Source organism: Fredinandcohnia onubensis (assembly GCF_002734285.1).
Classification (GTDB): domain Bacteria; phylum Bacillota; class Bacilli; order Bacillales; family Bacillaceae_L; genus Ferdinandcohnia; species Ferdinandcohnia onubensis_A.
Map to the genome: position 1 here is coordinate 1 of NZ_NSEA01000023.1, position 15,704 is coordinate 15,704.

Annotated in this window: 14 protein-coding genes and 1 tRNA gene; 7 read left to right on the forward strand and 8 right to left on the reverse strand. The window is 37.8% G+C overall.

Annotated features, from left to right (window positions below):
- Window positions 1–42 precede the first annotated feature (42 nt).
- Window positions 43–1,431 carry a class II fumarate hydratase gene (gene fumC, locus CKJ95_RS19770; protein WP_099355333.1) on the reverse strand — a complete coding sequence of 463 codons (1,389 nt, stop codon included), beginning with the start codon at window positions 1,429–1,431 and terminating at the stop codon, window positions 43–45.
- Between the two features lie 145 nt (window positions 1,432–1,576).
- Between fumC and CKJ95_RS19775 the strand changes: the two genes are divergently transcribed.
- A complete protein-coding gene (locus CKJ95_RS19775; protein ID WP_099355178.1) occupies window positions 1,577–3,775 on the forward strand; it encodes an ATP-dependent helicase in 2,199 nt (732 codons plus the stop codon).
- A 29-nt stretch (window positions 3,776–3,804) separates the two neighbouring features.
- Here CKJ95_RS19775 and CKJ95_RS19780 read toward each other — a convergent pair whose 3' ends face one another.
- Window positions 3,805–4,128: a LapA family protein gene (locus CKJ95_RS19780; protein ID WP_099355179.1), complete on the reverse strand. Its 324-nt coding sequence runs from the start codon at window positions 4,126–4,128 to the stop codon at window positions 3,805–3,807.
- 138 nt (window positions 4,129–4,266) lie between these two features.
- On the opposite strand from CKJ95_RS19780, the gene CKJ95_RS19785 reads away from it, so the two are divergent.
- From CKJ95_RS19785 to CKJ95_RS19795, 3 genes are read left to right on the forward strand one after another with little or no spacing between them, the layout of a single operon-like run.
- Entirely contained in the window at window positions 4,267–4,869 is a 603-nt protein-coding gene (locus tag CKJ95_RS19785; protein ID WP_099355180.1) for a class I SAM-dependent methyltransferase, read from the forward strand.
- A 2-nt stretch (window positions 4,870–4,871) separates the two neighbouring features.
- On the forward strand, window positions 4,872–5,156 hold the full coding sequence (locus tag CKJ95_RS19790; protein ID WP_099355181.1) for a DUF3219 family protein: 285 nt from the start codon (window positions 4,872–4,874) through the stop codon (window positions 5,154–5,156).
- A gap of 14 nt (window positions 5,157–5,170) precedes the next feature.
- The gene (locus CKJ95_RS19795) at window positions 5,171–6,178 is read left to right on the forward strand and encodes an LLM class flavin-dependent oxidoreductase (RefSeq protein ID WP_099355182.1); all 1,008 of its coding nucleotides are present in this window, start codon (window positions 5,171–5,173) and stop codon (window positions 6,176–6,178) included.
- Window positions 6,179–6,224: 46 nt separating this feature from the next.
- On the opposite strand, the gene CKJ95_RS19800 is transcribed toward CKJ95_RS19795, so the two are convergent.
- From CKJ95_RS19800 to selD, 5 genes are all read right to left on the reverse strand, one after another.
- Window positions 6,225–7,325 (reverse strand): AI-2E family transporter, encoded by a 1,101-nt coding sequence (locus CKJ95_RS19800; protein ID WP_099355183.1) that lies wholly within the window; start codon window positions 7,323–7,325, stop codon window positions 6,225–6,227.
- Between the two features lie 85 nt (window positions 7,326–7,410).
- Complete coding sequence (gene phnC, locus CKJ95_RS19805) at window positions 7,411–8,148, reverse strand: phosphonate ABC transporter ATP-binding protein (RefSeq protein WP_099355184.1); 738 nt, start codon at window positions 8,146–8,148, stop codon at window positions 7,411–7,413.
- Window positions 8,149–8,203: 55 nt separating this feature from the next.
- Window positions 8,204–8,959, reverse strand: a complete 756-nt coding sequence (phnE, locus tag CKJ95_RS19810) for a phosphonate ABC transporter, permease protein PhnE (protein ID WP_099355185.1) — start codon at window positions 8,957–8,959, stop codon at window positions 8,204–8,206.
- Window positions 8,960–8,970: 11 nt separating this feature from the next.
- Window positions 8,971–9,864, reverse strand: a complete 894-nt coding sequence (phnD, locus tag CKJ95_RS19815; protein WP_099355186.1) for a phosphate/phosphite/phosphonate ABC transporter substrate-binding protein — start codon at window positions 9,862–9,864, stop codon at window positions 8,971–8,973.
- Window positions 9,865–9,942: 78 nt separating this feature from the next.
- The gene (gene selD / locus CKJ95_RS19820) at window positions 9,943–10,995 is read right to left on the reverse strand and encodes a selenide, water dikinase SelD (RefSeq protein WP_099355187.1); all 1,053 of its coding nucleotides are present in this window, start codon (window positions 10,993–10,995) and stop codon (window positions 9,943–9,945) included.
- Between the two features lie 399 nt (window positions 10,996–11,394).
- Here selD and CKJ95_RS19825 point away from each other — a divergent pair, with 399 nt between their 5' ends.
- On the forward strand, window positions 11,395–12,420 hold the full coding sequence (locus tag CKJ95_RS19825; RefSeq protein WP_099355188.1) for a PTS transporter subunit IIC: 1,026 nt from the start codon (window positions 11,395–11,397) through the stop codon (window positions 12,418–12,420).
- Between the two features lie 98 nt (window positions 12,421–12,518).
- Here CKJ95_RS19825 and CKJ95_RS23575 read toward each other — a convergent pair.
- Window positions 12,519–12,615 (reverse strand) — tRNA-Sec (locus CKJ95_RS23575).
- Window positions 12,616–12,751: 136 nt separating this feature from the next.
- On the opposite strand from CKJ95_RS23575, the gene selB reads away from it, so the two are divergent.
- A complete protein-coding gene (gene selB / locus CKJ95_RS19830; RefSeq protein WP_099355189.1) occupies window positions 12,752–14,623 on the forward strand; it encodes a selenocysteine-specific translation elongation factor in 1,872 nt (623 codons plus the stop codon).
- 103 nt (window positions 14,624–14,726) lie between these two features.
- Window positions 14,727–15,641: a CBASS cGAMP-activated phospholipase gene (locus CKJ95_RS19835; protein ID WP_099355190.1), complete on the forward strand. Its 915-nt coding sequence runs from the start codon at window positions 14,727–14,729 to the stop codon at window positions 15,639–15,641.
- The last annotated feature ends 63 nt before the right edge of the window (window positions 15,642–15,704 follow it).

Genomic DNA, 15,704 nt, shown 5'->3' on the forward strand with positions numbered 1-15,704 from the left:
ATCCCTAATTATAGTTGTGTTTTGATAGTGGAAGGCTATTTTTTATTCCTTTGGACGTACCATTTCTTCGGGTTTTACATATTGATCAAACTCAGTTTCTGTTAGAATTCCTAACTGTAAGGCAGCCTCTTTCAAAGAGATTTCATTTTTATGCGCATGCTTTGCAATTGCGGCTGCTTTTTCATAGCCGATATGTGGATTTAAAGCCGTAACAAGCATCAAAGATTCTTGCAGGTATTTAGAGATAACTGCCTCATTTGCCTGAATTCCAACGGCACAGTTGGTATTAAACGATTCCATCGAATCAGCAAGAAGTCTAACGGACTGAAGGAAATTATAAATAATCACTGGTTTAAACACATTAAGCTCAAAATTTCCTTGACTCGCTGCGATTCCGATCGTAGCATCATTTCCCATAACTTGAACCGCAACCATTGTAAGTGCCTCACTTTGGGTCGGGTTTACTTTCCCTGGCATAATCGAACTACCGGGCTCATTTTCCGGAATTGTTATTTCACCGATGCCACAACGTGGCCCACTTGCTAGCCATCTGACATCATTGGCGATTTTCATCAAGTTAGCTGCCAAGCCTTTTAAAGCTCCGTGAGTAAATACGATTTCATCATGACTGGTTAACGCATGGAATTTATTTTCGGATGAATAAAAGCCAAGCTTCGTATGTTCCGCAATTTCCTTTGCTACTTTCTCCCCAAACATAGGATGAGCATTAATTCCCGTACCTACTGCCGTCCCACCTATGGCAAGAGCGAGCATTTTTTCAGTAGACTCCTTAATCATTTCCTTAGAACGTTTCAACATGTGAACCCAGCCACTTATTTCCTGTCCGAGAGTTAATGGTGTAGCATCTTGAAGGTGGGTTCTACCGATTTTTACAATGTTAGCAAATTCTTTTTCCTTGGCTTCTAATGTTGTTTGTAACTTTTTAATAACAGGAAGAATGCGTTCATGAATGGCTTTCACACCAGCAATATGCATTGCGGTCGGGAAGGTATCATTGGAGCTTTGACTCATATTGACGTCATCATTTGGGTGAATTCGTTCATCAATACCGTTATCCTTTAACCATTGGTTAGCACGGTTAGCAACGACTTCATTTACATTCATATTACTTTGTGTACCGCTGCCTGTTTGCCATACAACGAGTGGAAAATGGTCATACATATTTCCTGATAAAATTTCTTCACACGCGTTCATAATCGCTTTTGTTTTATTGGCATTTAACTTTCCTAACTTCTCATTTGCAATAGCGGCACTCCGTTTTAAAATCGCAAAGGCTTCAATCACTTCTTGCGGCATTTTTTCCGTCCCAATTCGAAAGTTCTCCTTGCTTCGTTGGGTTTGGGCAGCCCAGTATGCATCAGCTGGAACCTTTATTTCGCCCATGGTATCTTTTTCAATTCTATAATCCAAGATAATCACCTCAAATTTTCTTCTCTCTATAAAGTACCAATTATTCCCTTGTTTTATGTCATAGCTTGTTTGGATTTCATCATCCTTGTCAATAAAATTAATAGACTTTATAATTGTATTTTGAGTAAAAAGGAGGTGGGCTAACATGAATAAAGGGGAAAGTTTTTTTCATCGAAAGAAGGAACAGCTCGGTGTCCAATTAAATGATGTACAAAAACAGGCTGTCCTACATACAAGGGGACCTTTGCTCTTATTAGCGTCACCTGGTTCAGGTAAAACGACCACAACAATTATGAGAATCGGATATTTAATTGAAGAAGAAGGAGTACAGCCTTCACGAATTAAGGCCGTAACCTTTAGCCGTGCGTCAGCAGCTGACATGAAAGATAGATTTGCACGCTTCTTCCCGGATCACCCGCTAGTTTCAGTGGATTTTTCAACCATTCATAGTTTGGCCTTCCAGGTTGTACGGGATTATGTGTATAAACAACAAATTTCATATCAATTAATTGAGGGAAATCAAGATGGTGGACCTAATAAAAAACGACTGTTACGGCAAATTTTTAAATCGTTAAATGGTGAGAACATTACGGAAGAACAGCTTGAAGAGTTAACCACCTATATTAGTTATATTAAAAACAAGCTACTTCCTCGTGATGAGTGGGATAAGATTGAATGTGATATTCCATTTGTCGAAGCCATTTTTGAGGAATATGAAAAGATAAAAAATGCAGATCTAAAATCTCTTTTACTTGATTATGATGATATGCTTACGATTGCAAATGATGCATTTTCAAATGATGAAACGATTCTACGTAAATATCAAAATCGTTATGATTACCTACTAACAGATGAAAGCCAGGATACCTCACTTGTTCAGCATGCGATTATTGAAAAGCTAGTGAAGCCTCACCAAAACTTATATGTTGTGGCGGACGATGATCAATCGATCTATTCATGGCGGGGAGCGGAGCCGAAGTATTTACTTGATTTTAAAAAAGTTTATCCAAACGCAGTTATTCTTAAAATGGAACAGAACTACCGTTCGTCTAAGGATATTGTTCATGTTGCTAATCGTTTTATCAAGCGAAATAAAGACCGCTACGATAAGAATATGTTCACAGAAAATCCCAATCATAAGCCAATTGAGATTAAACAATTTGAGGATTATCGTTTTCAATCAAAATACATTGTCCAAGAAATTGATCGTGTAGACAAGAAGAAGGATGTCGCTGTACTATATCGGAATAATTCATCTTCAATCATGTTAATCAATGAGCTTGATCGGAATCAAATTCCTTTTTATATCAAGGATTCAGTTAATCGTTTTTTCTCTCATTGGGTCGTTAAAGATATATTGAATTTTATGAGGATGACGTTTACAGATAAAAGAATCGATATTTTTGAACAAATATATACGAAATGTGGTTTTTTTCTATCAAGAGAACATTTGTTCGAGTTAACGAAAAAGAAGCCAACGGAATCCATTTTCGATAAACTCTTACAAAATAAAGGGTTAAAAGACTATCAAATAAAACAAATTCAAGCATGCCAGAAAACCTTTCAACAAATGAAGGGGGAAAAGCCGCTTAAGGCGATTAAGCTAATAAGAAATCAACTTGGCTATGATAAAACACTAAAAGAAATGAGTAAGAAGCTTGGATTTAAAACGGATTATTTATTCAGTGTGCTTCAAACACTCGAGGAAATCGCTGATACGCTTGAAACCATGGAACAATTCGCAGAACGACTAAAACATCTTGAAAATCTATTAAAAGCATCGAAGTTTAATAAAAATAAAGATGCCATCACCCTATCTACCTTTCATAGTTCAAAGGGGCTTGAGTTTAAAAAAGTGTATATGATTGATTTGATCGAAGGAGTAATTCCTTCACATGATGAGATTAACAAATATAAAGATGGTAATCGTGATCTAATGGAAGAAGCAGTCCGGTTGTTTTATGTTGGAATGACGCGCGCGGAACAGGAACTCGAGCTTTTATCTTATAAAAAACAAAATGGAAAAGACGTTACAGTTTCACGATTTGTAGTAAATGTAAAAAATATCATCTCTCCACCGGTTAGAGTAGAGCATGCAGAACAAAAGAAAAAGCGGGTACGTGAAAAGACGGTGGTTCCATATAATCCAAATGCGATTAAAAAGGGAGACGAAATCCAAGAGGGAATGGCTGTAAAGCATCGTGTATTTGGTCACGGAACGATTATTTCGGTAACTAGTGAAAGAGTTGAAATTCAATTTCAGAAAGAACGAAAAGCACTGCTCCTTGAAACTTGCTTAGAAATGGGGTTATTGGAGCCGGCAGATGTAGTGCGGGTAAAATAACGAAAAAAGGAAAGGGTAAGCACCTTTCCTTATTTTTCACTTTCTGCTTTTTCAATTGTTTCTATTTCCGTTTTTGTCTCTACTGGTGTTTCCTCAACCTTTGCACTCTTAAGTTGCTCAACTTCTTTCTCTAACTTTTTGATTTGACGTTGCTGCCTATATTGACGAAGGATACCAAACATGCCCACAATTAAGCCACCAAGTAAAGCTGAACCCAAAATAATTAATATAAGCGGGATTTCTGTATAACCAAATACATAATTAACTCGAACAGAATCCACGTTCACAACCGCAAAAATTGCTACAATAAGTGCAAATAAAAGTCCTAAAATTAAATTCCACTGGAATCTCAAAACATACAACTCCTTAACCAATCTTATTTTTATCTTACCCATTTTAGCATTACATGTTCCTAGCGCATATCAATAATTCGAAATCCGTAACCCAATTATTATATAATTAAAGTATTGAAGGCCAATGGAGTTGAAAGAATGAGTACGCTATTTCCAACGCTATACGATTTTTTTATGAAACCACTTGAAAAAAGAAAGTTCAGCTCGATTCGTCGCCATTTGCTCAACAAAGCAACTGGAAAAGTACTTGAACTTGGTTCAGGAACAGGGATTAATTTCCCGCTTTACCGGGACGTTCACAGTGTAACAGCAATCGAACCTAATCCACAAATGTCGAGCAGAGCTATTAAAAATAAATCACATGCTACGGTGCCGATTGAAATTGTCCAAGCGGGTGCCGAAAACTTACCTTTTGAAGATGATACATTTGATACTGTTGTAGCCACGCTTGTGTTTTGCACGATCCCTGACGCTAAAAAAGCGATACTTGAAATGAAAAGGGTTTGCAAACCAAATGGAACAATCCTCATGTTTGAGCATGTGAAGATGAGAAATCCATTTCTATCAAAATTACAGGATTGGCTTACTCCTGCTTGGAATAAAGTTTGTGATGGCTGTTGTTTAAATCGGGAAACTGAAAAACTCGTTAATAATAATGGATTAAAAATTAGTAATCGTAAAGAATTTTATAGAGGATTATTCATCGTGATGGAAATAAAAAATGATAAAAAGGAGTGCTGACAATGGTTACCGAAATATACTTAGACGATTATAAATTAAATATTACAGATTACCATGAAGAGCTAAATGATGAGTTATTGTTAGTGAAAGTCGATTTCAAAGTAACAACCGAAGAATATCATGATGTAACAACATTATTATACAAAGGAATTTTTAACTTAAAAGTGCCAGATCGAGATTTAGATTGTAAAGTGACTATCCAGGAATACTCAACTTCTATCACGAATCTTTATGAAAAAGACCAGGTAGGACTCTTCAGACTGACTCTTCGTAAAATAGAAGAATAGAGGGAGTCAAAAAGATGCGATTAAGTATTTTAGATCAAGCTCCCATTTCTGCAAATCAAACACCACAAGAAGCATTGGTGGAATCAATGAAACTAGCCCAAGCGGGGGAACGATTAGGATACACTAGATATTGGATTGCTGAGCATCACGACTTATCAGGACTAGCCTGTCCTGCGCCTGAGGTAATGCTCGGTTATATTGGAGCTCATACAAAATCAATTCGAATTGGTTCGGGAGCGGTTCTATTGCCACATTATAAGCCATTTAAAGTGGCTGAGATCTATAATATGCTTGCTACGTTATTTCCTAATCGTATTGACATCGGAATTGGCAGGGCTCCAGGTGGTTCTGCTGAAGCAACGAATGCCTTGTCGGACAATTTCCTGCAACAGGTTTGGAAAATGCCAGAATTAATAGATATGCTATTACATTTCATACATCATGATTTTCCACCTGACCATGAATTTGCTAACTTAAAAGCTGCTCCAATTCCACCAACAGCGCCAGACCCATGGCTTTTGGGAACAAGCAAAAAGAGCGCAATTCTCGCTGCCGAAAAAGGGCTATCTTACACCTTTGGGTTATTTATGAGCGACAATGATGGTGAAGGCATTGTAAAAGAATATCTTAAAAATTTTGTAGCGCGAAATAAAGGGGACCAGCCACAAGTAATTGTTACTGTTTCTGCCATTTGTGCCGAAACAAAGGAAAGAGCCGAGGATATTGCGTTAAGTTCTTATATCTGGGGTAAGCAAAGAGAAAAGAAAGAAGGTAGCGAGGGAGTTCCCTCCATTTCAGAAGCGAAGGAATACCTAGAAAAAGAGAATCTTTACGAGGGTTTTGAGAAAATGAAACAAAAAGTCATCATTGGAGACCCAAAAGAAGTGAAGAATAGACTCTTTGAGCTTCAACAAGCATATCAAGCTGATGAACTAATGATCGTAACCATTACGCATTCTCCTGAGGATCGACTCAAATCCTATGAATTAATAGCTAAAGAGATAGGCCTTAACAGTAATTAAATTTATCGAACTAAAAACCACGGAACTTAGGTCCCGTGGTTTTTAGTTACACGTCTGTTGTTAGTTCGGCCTTTTTCTTGGCTTTTAGGAATTTCACAATATTGATGACAATCGTTTTGATAACCGCATAGGTTGGAATCGCTAGTATCATCCCTAATACCCCTGCTAGATTTCCTGCAGCAAGTAAAAGAATAATAATTGTAGCCGGATGCGTATCGAGCGTCTTCCCGAGAATTAGAGGGGAAAGGACATTCCCTTCAATTTGCTGGGCAATGACAATCACTAGGACGACTAACAATGCCTTCGTTGGCGAGTCAAATAAAGCGACAATGACTGCAGGAGCACCACCAAGAAATGGTCCAACATACGGAATAATATTCGTTACAGCAACAATCAATGCCATGACGAGCGCAAACGGTAAATCAATAATTAAATACCCGATAAACGATAAGGTTCCAACTGCTAATGCTACCGTTACCTGCCCTTGAATATAAGCAGAGAGCGTCTCTCCAGTTTCTTTTAAAATAGTTAAAGCTTCGTCTCTGTAGTCGGTAGGAAAAAATCTTGCAATAGCCTGTGGAAAACGGTCGCCATCCTTGAACATATAAAATAAGAGGAAAGGCACAGTCACAAGAATGATTGCAATATTTGTCACAAACCCAATAATTTGCGTAATACCACCTGTAATACGGTTTGGAAGAGTATTTGCAAATGCAATTAGTTTTTCTTCAATCGTATTCAGAAGCTCCTGTTGTTCATCCTGTATCCACTTAAATTCCGAGGACTTTGAGAAATTCTCAAAAAAGTCCATCACTTGGTTGGCATAGCCAGGCAGGGCATTTCCTAGGGCTGCAAATTGTTTTGTAATAATCGGGACTAAATTTCCAACTGCCAACACGATTAATCCAAAAAACGCAATATAAATAATGATAATCCCTAAACTCCTCGGAACCTTATGGCGATGAAGAAATTTGACAACAGGATTTAATAAAAAATAAAGAAAGCCTGTAATCAAAATGGGAAAAAAGATGGTAGAAAAAAACACACCAATTGGTTCAAATAAAAAGGTAATTTTCGTTGAAACATAGACAATCGTTAAAATTAAAAGAATCTGAATAAGCCAGTATTGAAATTTCTTTTTCGTCAAAGTATGTACCTTCTTTTCTATTAATATAAAAAATTATATCAATTCACGAAAAAGAAAACAATTACTTCCTATGAAGGGATATTTTTCATGAATGATATGTTTGTTCATAAATCTCATCAGTAAATTCTTTAGAATTTCCATCAAAAATGATTTCACCGCTTTTTAATGCAATAATTCTTGTAGCAAATTGTTTTGCTAGTTCAACATCATGAAGATTCATCACAGAAAGGAGTTTATGGCGCTCATGCAATTCCTTTAGTAAGGAAAGAATACGATTAGCTGTCCCTGGGTCTAAACTTGCTACCGGTTCATCTCCTAGAAACACACGAGGTTTTTGTAACAATGCACGTGCAATTCCAACTCTCTGCTTCTGACCACCGCTTAAATGTTCAATCCGACGACTTTCAAATTCAGAAAGACCGACAACTCCTAACACACGTTTTGCATGGTCAATTTCTTCCTTAGAAAAAATCCCAAATAAATTCTTCAACGAACTCCGATAGCCAAACATGCCTGTTAATGTATTTTGCAACACGGTCAAGCGGGGGATAAGGTTAAAATGCTGAAAGATCATTCCGATTTCTCTCCTTACGAGTCGCTGTTCTTCACTATTTTTATTTGTAAAAAGCTCCCCATCTAAGAATACTTCACCACTTGTTGGCTGTTGAAGCCCGTTCATACAGCGGATGAGCGTTGATTTCCCCGCACCGCTTTTACCGAGCACACAGACAAATTCTCCCTCAGTTAGGTGAAGATTCACTGTTTTCAATGCAGGTCTATTTGTATTTGGATAGTAAACCGTTACATCCTTCAATTCAATCATTACATATATACCCCCATTTAAAAGCATCATCGCTATTTGTTCCGGCTTTTAAACTTTATATCACCTTATTCCGAACGTAGCTTCCAAACGAATCCACAATAATGACGATTAACATGATTAGTAAAACGTCCAAAGACACAGATGAATATTGAAAGCTTTTAAAATCATTAAATAGTCGCTGTCCAATCCCGCCACCTCCAATAAATCCGAGTATGAGGGAGGTACGAATCGCGACCTCAAACCGATAAAAATATTGTGACAAGACATTCGGCCAAATTTGTGGAAGGATGCTAAAAAGAGATGCCAACCAGTTTTTTGATCCAATTGCTCTCATAGCTTCCTGTGGGCCCTGTTCGGCCGATTCTATCAGTTCGGAAATTAATTTTCCAAGAACACCTATATTATGAAACATAATGGCTAATACAGCAGGGAAGGGACCAAGCCCCAGTGCCGTTAATAAAATCAATCCGAACACAATCTCCGGAATAGAACGGACCAAGCTCATTAGAATTCGTACTAAATTGTAAATAATTCCAGATGGCGAAGTGTTTTTTGCCGCAAGAAAACTGATGGGCAAAGCAATAATTAACCCAAAAAAACTTCCTAGAAATGCCATCGCAAGGGTCTCAGCACTATCCCATAGCAATCGGGGTAATGCGGAGTAATCCATAGGAAACCATTGCGAAAGAAAATCAATCATATTTCGAAAATCACGAAATTTTGATAAGTCGAATTCGGTTAGTCTCATACTAACAAAAGTCGCAATACCCAACAGAACTACAGTTAGGAAAGTAGTTCGTTTAAACCACATATGAATCAGCTCTATTCATTAATAATTCCCTGTTTGATTGCAGCTTTCCGGATGCTTTCATAGTCCTCATCCGTTGCTTCTGTAAAACCACTCGCACCAAACGCTGCTAATATTTCTTCATCTTCAATTGCTAAAAAGGCATCTTTAAGTTTTTGAATGGTTTCGTCATCAGTATCCTTATGTACAGCCCATGGATATTGAAACAATTTTTCAGATTGCCAAATCGTTTTAATTAACGAACCATCTACTTTTTCAGATTCAACTAACTGATTATAGATTGCACTATCAATAGCTCCGGCACCGACTTGTTGATTTTGTACCGCTAAGGCTGTGGCATCATGGGAACCTGTATATCGAACTGTTTTAAAACTGTGCTCATCTTCAGATGCGAACACACCTTGATCTTGTAATTCGATAGATGGAATGAGAGAGCCTGATGTTGAGTTAATATCGCCAAAAGCAAAATCGATTTCTTTTGAGTTAGCGACCAAATCTGCGATGGAATTTAATGGACTATCTTTATGAGTAATGATGTAAGAATGATAAAACGGCTCACCGTCAATCAATTGCGTGATGATCGCTTTTGCACCACTTTTTTCATGGGCCACAACATATGTTAATGGACCAAAATAGGCCATATCAATTTTGTCATAATTCATCGCTTCTACCACACCATTATAGTCAGGATACACTTCAACTGTAACGTCGCGGTTTAATTTTTCCGTTAATAGAGTCTGGAGCTTATCCATTGCTGTCTCCATTTCACCAACCGTTTGGACTGGAATGATACCAATTGTAAAGGATTCTTCTTTCTCATTTTCGTTTTCATCACTAGTATTTGAACCACAGGCCGTAAGAAGGAGGGTTAAAACTAGGAAAAGAACATAAATAGTTTTCGTTCTCAAATTTGACACCTCATTTTTGTAAATTACATTAAAGTTATTATTTCCTATCAACCTAAAAAGGACTCAAACGAGAGTCCTTTAGATTACCTTTATAATTCCAGGTTTTTCGCTTGTTACTTCACCAATTATGCTCGCTTCTACATTGTTTTCGTGTAGATTTTGTAGCATTTTTTCAGCTTCAGCTTCTGGAACAGAAACAAGTAGTCCACCTGAGGTGATCGCATCACAAAGAATGAGTTGATCGAGTTCATCAAGATCAGAACTATACTCAATTCGTTCTGCTAACCAAGCATGATTTTTCTTTGTTCCCCCTGGAACTACGTTTTGTTCAGCGAGTTCTTTTGTTCTTGGCAAAATAGGGACATTTTCATAATGTATTGACATTCCAACTCGGCTTCCTTCAGCCATTTCCATGGCGTGACCGAGAAGACCGAACCCTGTAACATCTGTACAAGCATGGACATGATAGTTTTCCATCACCTCGGCAGCATTTTTATTTAATGTTGCCATGACTTCAGTTACTTTTTTGATATCTTTTTCCTCTAGCAGGTCTCTCTTAATAGCTGTTGTTAAGATCCCAACGCCGATTGGCTTGGTTAAAATAAGGCGGTCACCTGGTTTTGCACCGACATTCGCACGAATTCGATTAGGATGAACAGTACCTGTCACAGATAAGCCGAATTTTGGCTCCTTGTCATCGATGGAGTGTCCACCAACTAAGGAAGCTCCTGATTCGCTTACTTTTTCCGCCGCACCTGCGAGGATGTCGGCTAAAATACTTTTATCCAATGTATTAATAGGGAAGGCGACGATGTTCATAACCGTAATCGGTTTTCCTCCCATTGCGTAGACATCACTTAAAGCATTTGCTGCAGCAATTTGCCCAAACATATATGGGTCGTCCACAATTGGGGTGAAAAAGTCCAGTGTTTGCACAAGCGCAAGACCGTCACTAATTTTATATACTCCTGCATCATCAGGCGTATCAAGACCAACTAATAAATTTGGATTTGGCGTAGCTTTTGGTAAATGACGCAGAACCTGCGTCAGGTCCTCAGGACCGATTTTGCATCCTCAGCCAGCCTTTGTTGAAAGGGAGGTCAATTTAATGATTTCTTCCTTCTTAGACATCAACTTCACTCCTTCCACACTAAGTATTTTGGTACCTAACTTTAGCACCTATTTTCAAAATTTATTTTAGCATAAGAAACTTAGGTTTAGAAATTAATTTGACTTTTTATCATACATCATTATCCTACCAAAATAACAATAAGATGATGTGTCCGACTTTTCCCCTTGAATACGGAATAGATATACCATACATAACATTTGAAATGAAAGCGTTTTTAAACTTTCAGAATAAATTAAATTGTTGACACTATCTGAAAATAGTTATATCATTATAACAATTTATATCATAATCAAGAATCACCTAATAGTTACGGGTTCTAAAACTCAGATGCAAAATGCACATTTTTTGCTTTAATGTGATTGAAAATTCAAACACTATTACACCAGGAGGACTACACAATGAAACGAGCAACAAAAGAATATTTGATTGATCGAATGTATAAAGCTTCACAAGGACTTGCAAATGCGGTTTTAGTTACCCTTGGAATAGGTCTCCTTATGGAATCACTTGGAACATTTACTGGTTGGGAAGGCTTTACAATAATCGGAGTTTCCGCACAACTCATGTTAGCCCCAGCTCTTGGAGCAGGTATTGCATACCAGCTTGGAGGTAATACACTCGTCATTTTCAGTGCAATGGCCTGTTCAACGGTGGGAGCAAGTGCTGTTCAGATGACTGAAAATGGAGTTACATTAGTAACAGGACAACCACTTAGTGCAGTGATGGCTGCAGTTGTCGCAACTTGGGTAGGGAAGCGTGTTGCTGGAAAAACAAAACTTGATATGATGGCAATACCATTTGCTGCTATTTTTGTAGGAGGGATCGCGGGTGTATTTTTATCAATCATTACCACACCATTACTAGAATGGTTAAGCGCACAAATAGCAACATCTGTTGCTGGTTCTCCTATTATTGGACCTATGGTCATCTCTCTCGTTTGGAGTATTTTCCTAATGTCACCTGCATCTTCCGCGGCAATTGCGATTGCATTACAGCTTGATCCCGTTTCAAGTGCGGCCGCTTTAATTGGTTGTACAGTTCAATTTGCTGGATTCACCGCAATGTCGTTTAAACAAAATGATGCGGGAGCAAACATTGCGCAATCCTTAATTACACCTAAGGTACAATTCCCGAACTTGGTCAAAAATCCAAGGCTTGCTATTCCGCCATTTGTCGCTGCGGTAATTTGTGCACCAATCGCAACATTGATTTTTGATTTTCAAGTTCCATATAAACTAGCAGGTCTTGGTCTTAACTCCTTAATCGCACCTATCAATATCTTAGCTGAACAGGGTGCAATTGTATTATCAATCTACATCGCTGTTGGAATAATCCTTCCAATTATAATTACTCTTGCTATTTATCATGGTTTAAAAGTAATTGGATGGACAAAAGCAACGGACTTAAAAATGGAATTGCAATAAATAAACTGGGTTGAAAAGGAAGACTCCTTTTTCAACCCAGTTTTTTGCTTTTATTGTGTAATCCTTCTTTAGAAGCATATATTTACGAAAAGAGTTATTGGCGGGACTGTGTGGGAATCGAACCCACCGGAGACGACACGCGCCTCCCTCAGGGTTTTGAAGACCCAGGGGGACACCAGCACCCCAGCCAACCCCAAAACGGAACACCTTTCATTATAAACAGGAATCTATTTTCAAGGCAAATAATAATCATCCTGCTTGAATTTGCATCAGGCTTCCTAGTAAAGTAGAAGGTAGACACTACGGCAAATAAAAAGAGAGGAGGGAAATAATGACTGAAGCATATTACACCATTGGAATGGCGGGACATATTGACCACGGGAAAACAACCCTCACGAAAGCATTAACAGGTGTTGATACTGATCGGTTAAAAGAAGAAAAAGAGCGTAATATTTCGATTGAACCAGGATATGCACCCCTTATAATGGACAACGGAATTTACGTATCAATCGTGGATGTACCTGGACATGAACGATTCATTAGACAAATGATTGCCGGTGTTGCCGGGATTGATCTTGTGTTGCTTGTGATTGCAGCGGACGAAGGGGTCATGCCACAAACAAAAGAACACCTGCAAATATTAAAATATTTAAGCATTAAGAAATGTATGATTGTGGTTTCAAAGATTGAAAGGGTAGAGAAGGAGTTGCTCGAACTCGCTGTCGATGAGATAAATGAATTACTCTCCGATACGGATTATAAGGATGCTCCAATCCTGTATGTTGATAGCTTATCAGGAAACAGAATACCCGATTTAAAGCAAGCTATTCAAAAGGAACTCAATAATCTTAACCAAAGAGATAGCAATGGCTCTTTTCGTTTGCCAATTGACCAAGCCTTTACAGTTCAAGGTCATGGAACGGTTGTTAGAGGAACAGTGTTTGAAGGCATTGTGACAAAAGACAGCCCATTAACACTTTTGCCATCAGAGAAAAAGATTAAAATACGCCAAATTCAAGTACATAATCAAGAAACAGAACAGGCGCAGGCAGGGCAACGGGTAGCACTAAACATCACCGGAGCAACTAAAGACGAGATTAAACGTGGCGATGTGCTAGTAGATTCAGAAAACTATCAAGTAACAAACACGATTGATGTATCACTGCAGCTCGTTTCATCACTATCAATTCCACTAAAGCAACGTTCACCCGTAAAGCTACATGTAGGTACCACTGAAGCCTACGGAAGAATTATCTTTTTTGATCGGAATGAGGTTCAGGAATCAACGAATGAGATACTTTGTCAGATTCGATTAGATGAAGAAATTGTTGTACGTCGCGGAGATAGGTTCATATTGAGAAGACCTACCCCGGTTGAAACACTTGGTGGTGGATGGATTACTCAGCCACAAGCTCAGAAATACAGATTTGGTGAAGAAACCATTACTATGCTCAAAAAACAAAAGGAACGTTCACCATCAGAAATCATTGATGATTTACTTCATACTCATAAGCTATTATCAAAACTTCGGCTGATTCAGCTATCGTCCTTACAAGAGGAAGAAGTTGAAGAGATTTTATCATCAGGAAAGTACATCAAAGTTAATGAGAAAGGCTATTGTTTGAAACGAACCGTATCTGAACTAAATGATGCGATCCTCAAAAAATTAACGAATTATCACGAAGAATATTCTTTACGAATAGGAATGAGTAAGGCTGAACTTCTTCAAGAGATTAAACAAGATAAAAATCTAATAGAATACTGTATAAATGAACTAGTACAAAACAGAAACATTAAAAAGGATGAACAATATTTATCAGTTGCAACTTTTTACCCAAGCATACCGAAAGGGCCAATGGAGAATATTGTAGCATCACTTCTTAAAGATGATATTGAACCAAAAAAATGGGCAGATTATATAAAAGAATCTGCCATTAAGAATCAAGCATCAAATGAGCTTAAAGCTTATCTATTAAAAACAAATCAAGCGTTTTTACTAGGTGAAGACACATTGGTTCACAAAAATGCTTTTGACAAAGCTGTCGCTAGGCTACAAGCTCAAACAAGTGATCGTTTTAGTTTATCAGAAGCAAAAGAAATCCTTTCACTTTCTCGTAAATATCTCATTCCTTTCTTAGAGTTACTCGATGAACAGCAATTAACATTTCGTGAAGAGGGGAATCGGGTATGGATAAAAAAATAGGTAGAACAAGCGTAGATGCCTTTTTACAGGCATCTTTTTTGCTGCTTATACCTATGTGCCCCCAAGGGAATACTAGTAGGAAAAACGGGGGATAGGTGAAAATATGAAAATCTTATGCATTGATGGGGGCGGAATTCGCGGAGTCTTTGCTGTTGCCATTTTACGCTTAATAGAAAAAGAATATAAAAAACCCATCTCCGAGATGTTTGATATGGTTGCAGGAACAAGTACTGGTTCAATCATTGCTGCTTCCGCAACTCTGAAACTAAATATGGAAGATGTTCAGGAAAACTATATCAAATACGGGGAAAAGATTTTTACCAGACAGGCGAAAATAGGCTTTCTAAAAAGCGTGTACAGTGATCAATATTTACGACACTATATACAAGAGGCGTTTGGTGAAATTACACTATTTGATATAGAAAAACCCTTGCTTATTCCAACAGTTGATATTACCAATGGAAAACCTTTTGTCCACCGAACGAATTATGGGAATTCAGAACAGAACGATCACTCCATTAAGCTTTGGGATGCCGTTCTGTCTTCATGTTCAGCACCCGTCTTTTTCCCACCAAATAATATTAACAATCACTATTTAGCCATTGACGGGGGACTCTGGGCTAATAATCCTTCGCTTGTTTGTATTACCGAATCACAGCACTATTTTAAGAAGGATTTATCCGATATTCAAATTTTATCAATTGGGACTGGTCTACAAAAAATTGATTTCTCGATTGAAAAAAAGAAAGAATGGGGCGTAAATAAATGGCTGCCATTCAATCTTCCATCGATGAAAATGACTCCAAAGCTACTTGATCTCGCCCTGCATTTATCATCGGAATCGGTAACTTATCATTGTCAGCATTTGCTAAGTGATAACTATGTTCGCATTAATGAAGACCTAGGTCGGGAGGTACCATTTGATGCACCAGAATATATTGATTTTCTCGTAAGACTTGGAGAACAATCCTTTCAAAATCATAAAGAGAATATCACCACATTTTTAAAGGATAACTAGCAACTTGATTGACAGAGAAAAAAATATATGTTATTAAAAAATTGGGTGTTAGCACTCCGGGAT

Excerpts from the sequence above, each read along its gene's own strand:
- CKJ95_RS19775 (WP_099355178.1), top strand. The coding sequence starts at position 1,577 with ATGAATAAAGGGGAAAGTTTTTTTCATCGAAAGAAGGAACAGCTCGGT.
- CKJ95_RS19785 (WP_099355180.1), top strand. The coding sequence starts at position 4,267 with ATGAGTACGCTATTTCCAACGCTATACGATTTTTTTATGAAACCACTT.
- CKJ95_RS19790 (WP_099355181.1), top strand. The coding sequence starts at position 4,872 with ATGGTTACCGAAATATACTTAGACGATTATAAATTAAATATTACAGAT.
- CKJ95_RS19795 (WP_099355182.1), top strand. The coding sequence starts at position 5,171 with ATGCGATTAAGTATTTTAGATCAAGCTCCCATTTCTGCAAATCAAACA.
- phnC (WP_099355184.1), bottom strand. The coding sequence starts at position 8,148 with ATGATTGAATTGAAGGATGTAACGGTTTACTATCCAAATACAAATAGA.
- phnE (WP_099355185.1), bottom strand. The coding sequence starts at position 8,959 with ATGTGGTTTAAACGAACTACTTTCCTAACTGTAGTTCTGTTGGGTATT.
- CKJ95_RS19825 (WP_099355188.1), top strand. The coding sequence starts at position 11,395 with ATGAAACGAGCAACAAAAGAATATTTGATTGATCGAATGTATAAAGCT.
- selB (WP_099355189.1), top strand. The coding sequence starts at position 12,752 with ATGACTGAAGCATATTACACCATTGGAATGGCGGGACATATTGACCAC.
- CKJ95_RS19835 (WP_099355190.1), top strand. The coding sequence starts at position 14,727 with ATGAAAATCTTATGCATTGATGGGGGCGGAATTCGCGGAGTCTTTGCT.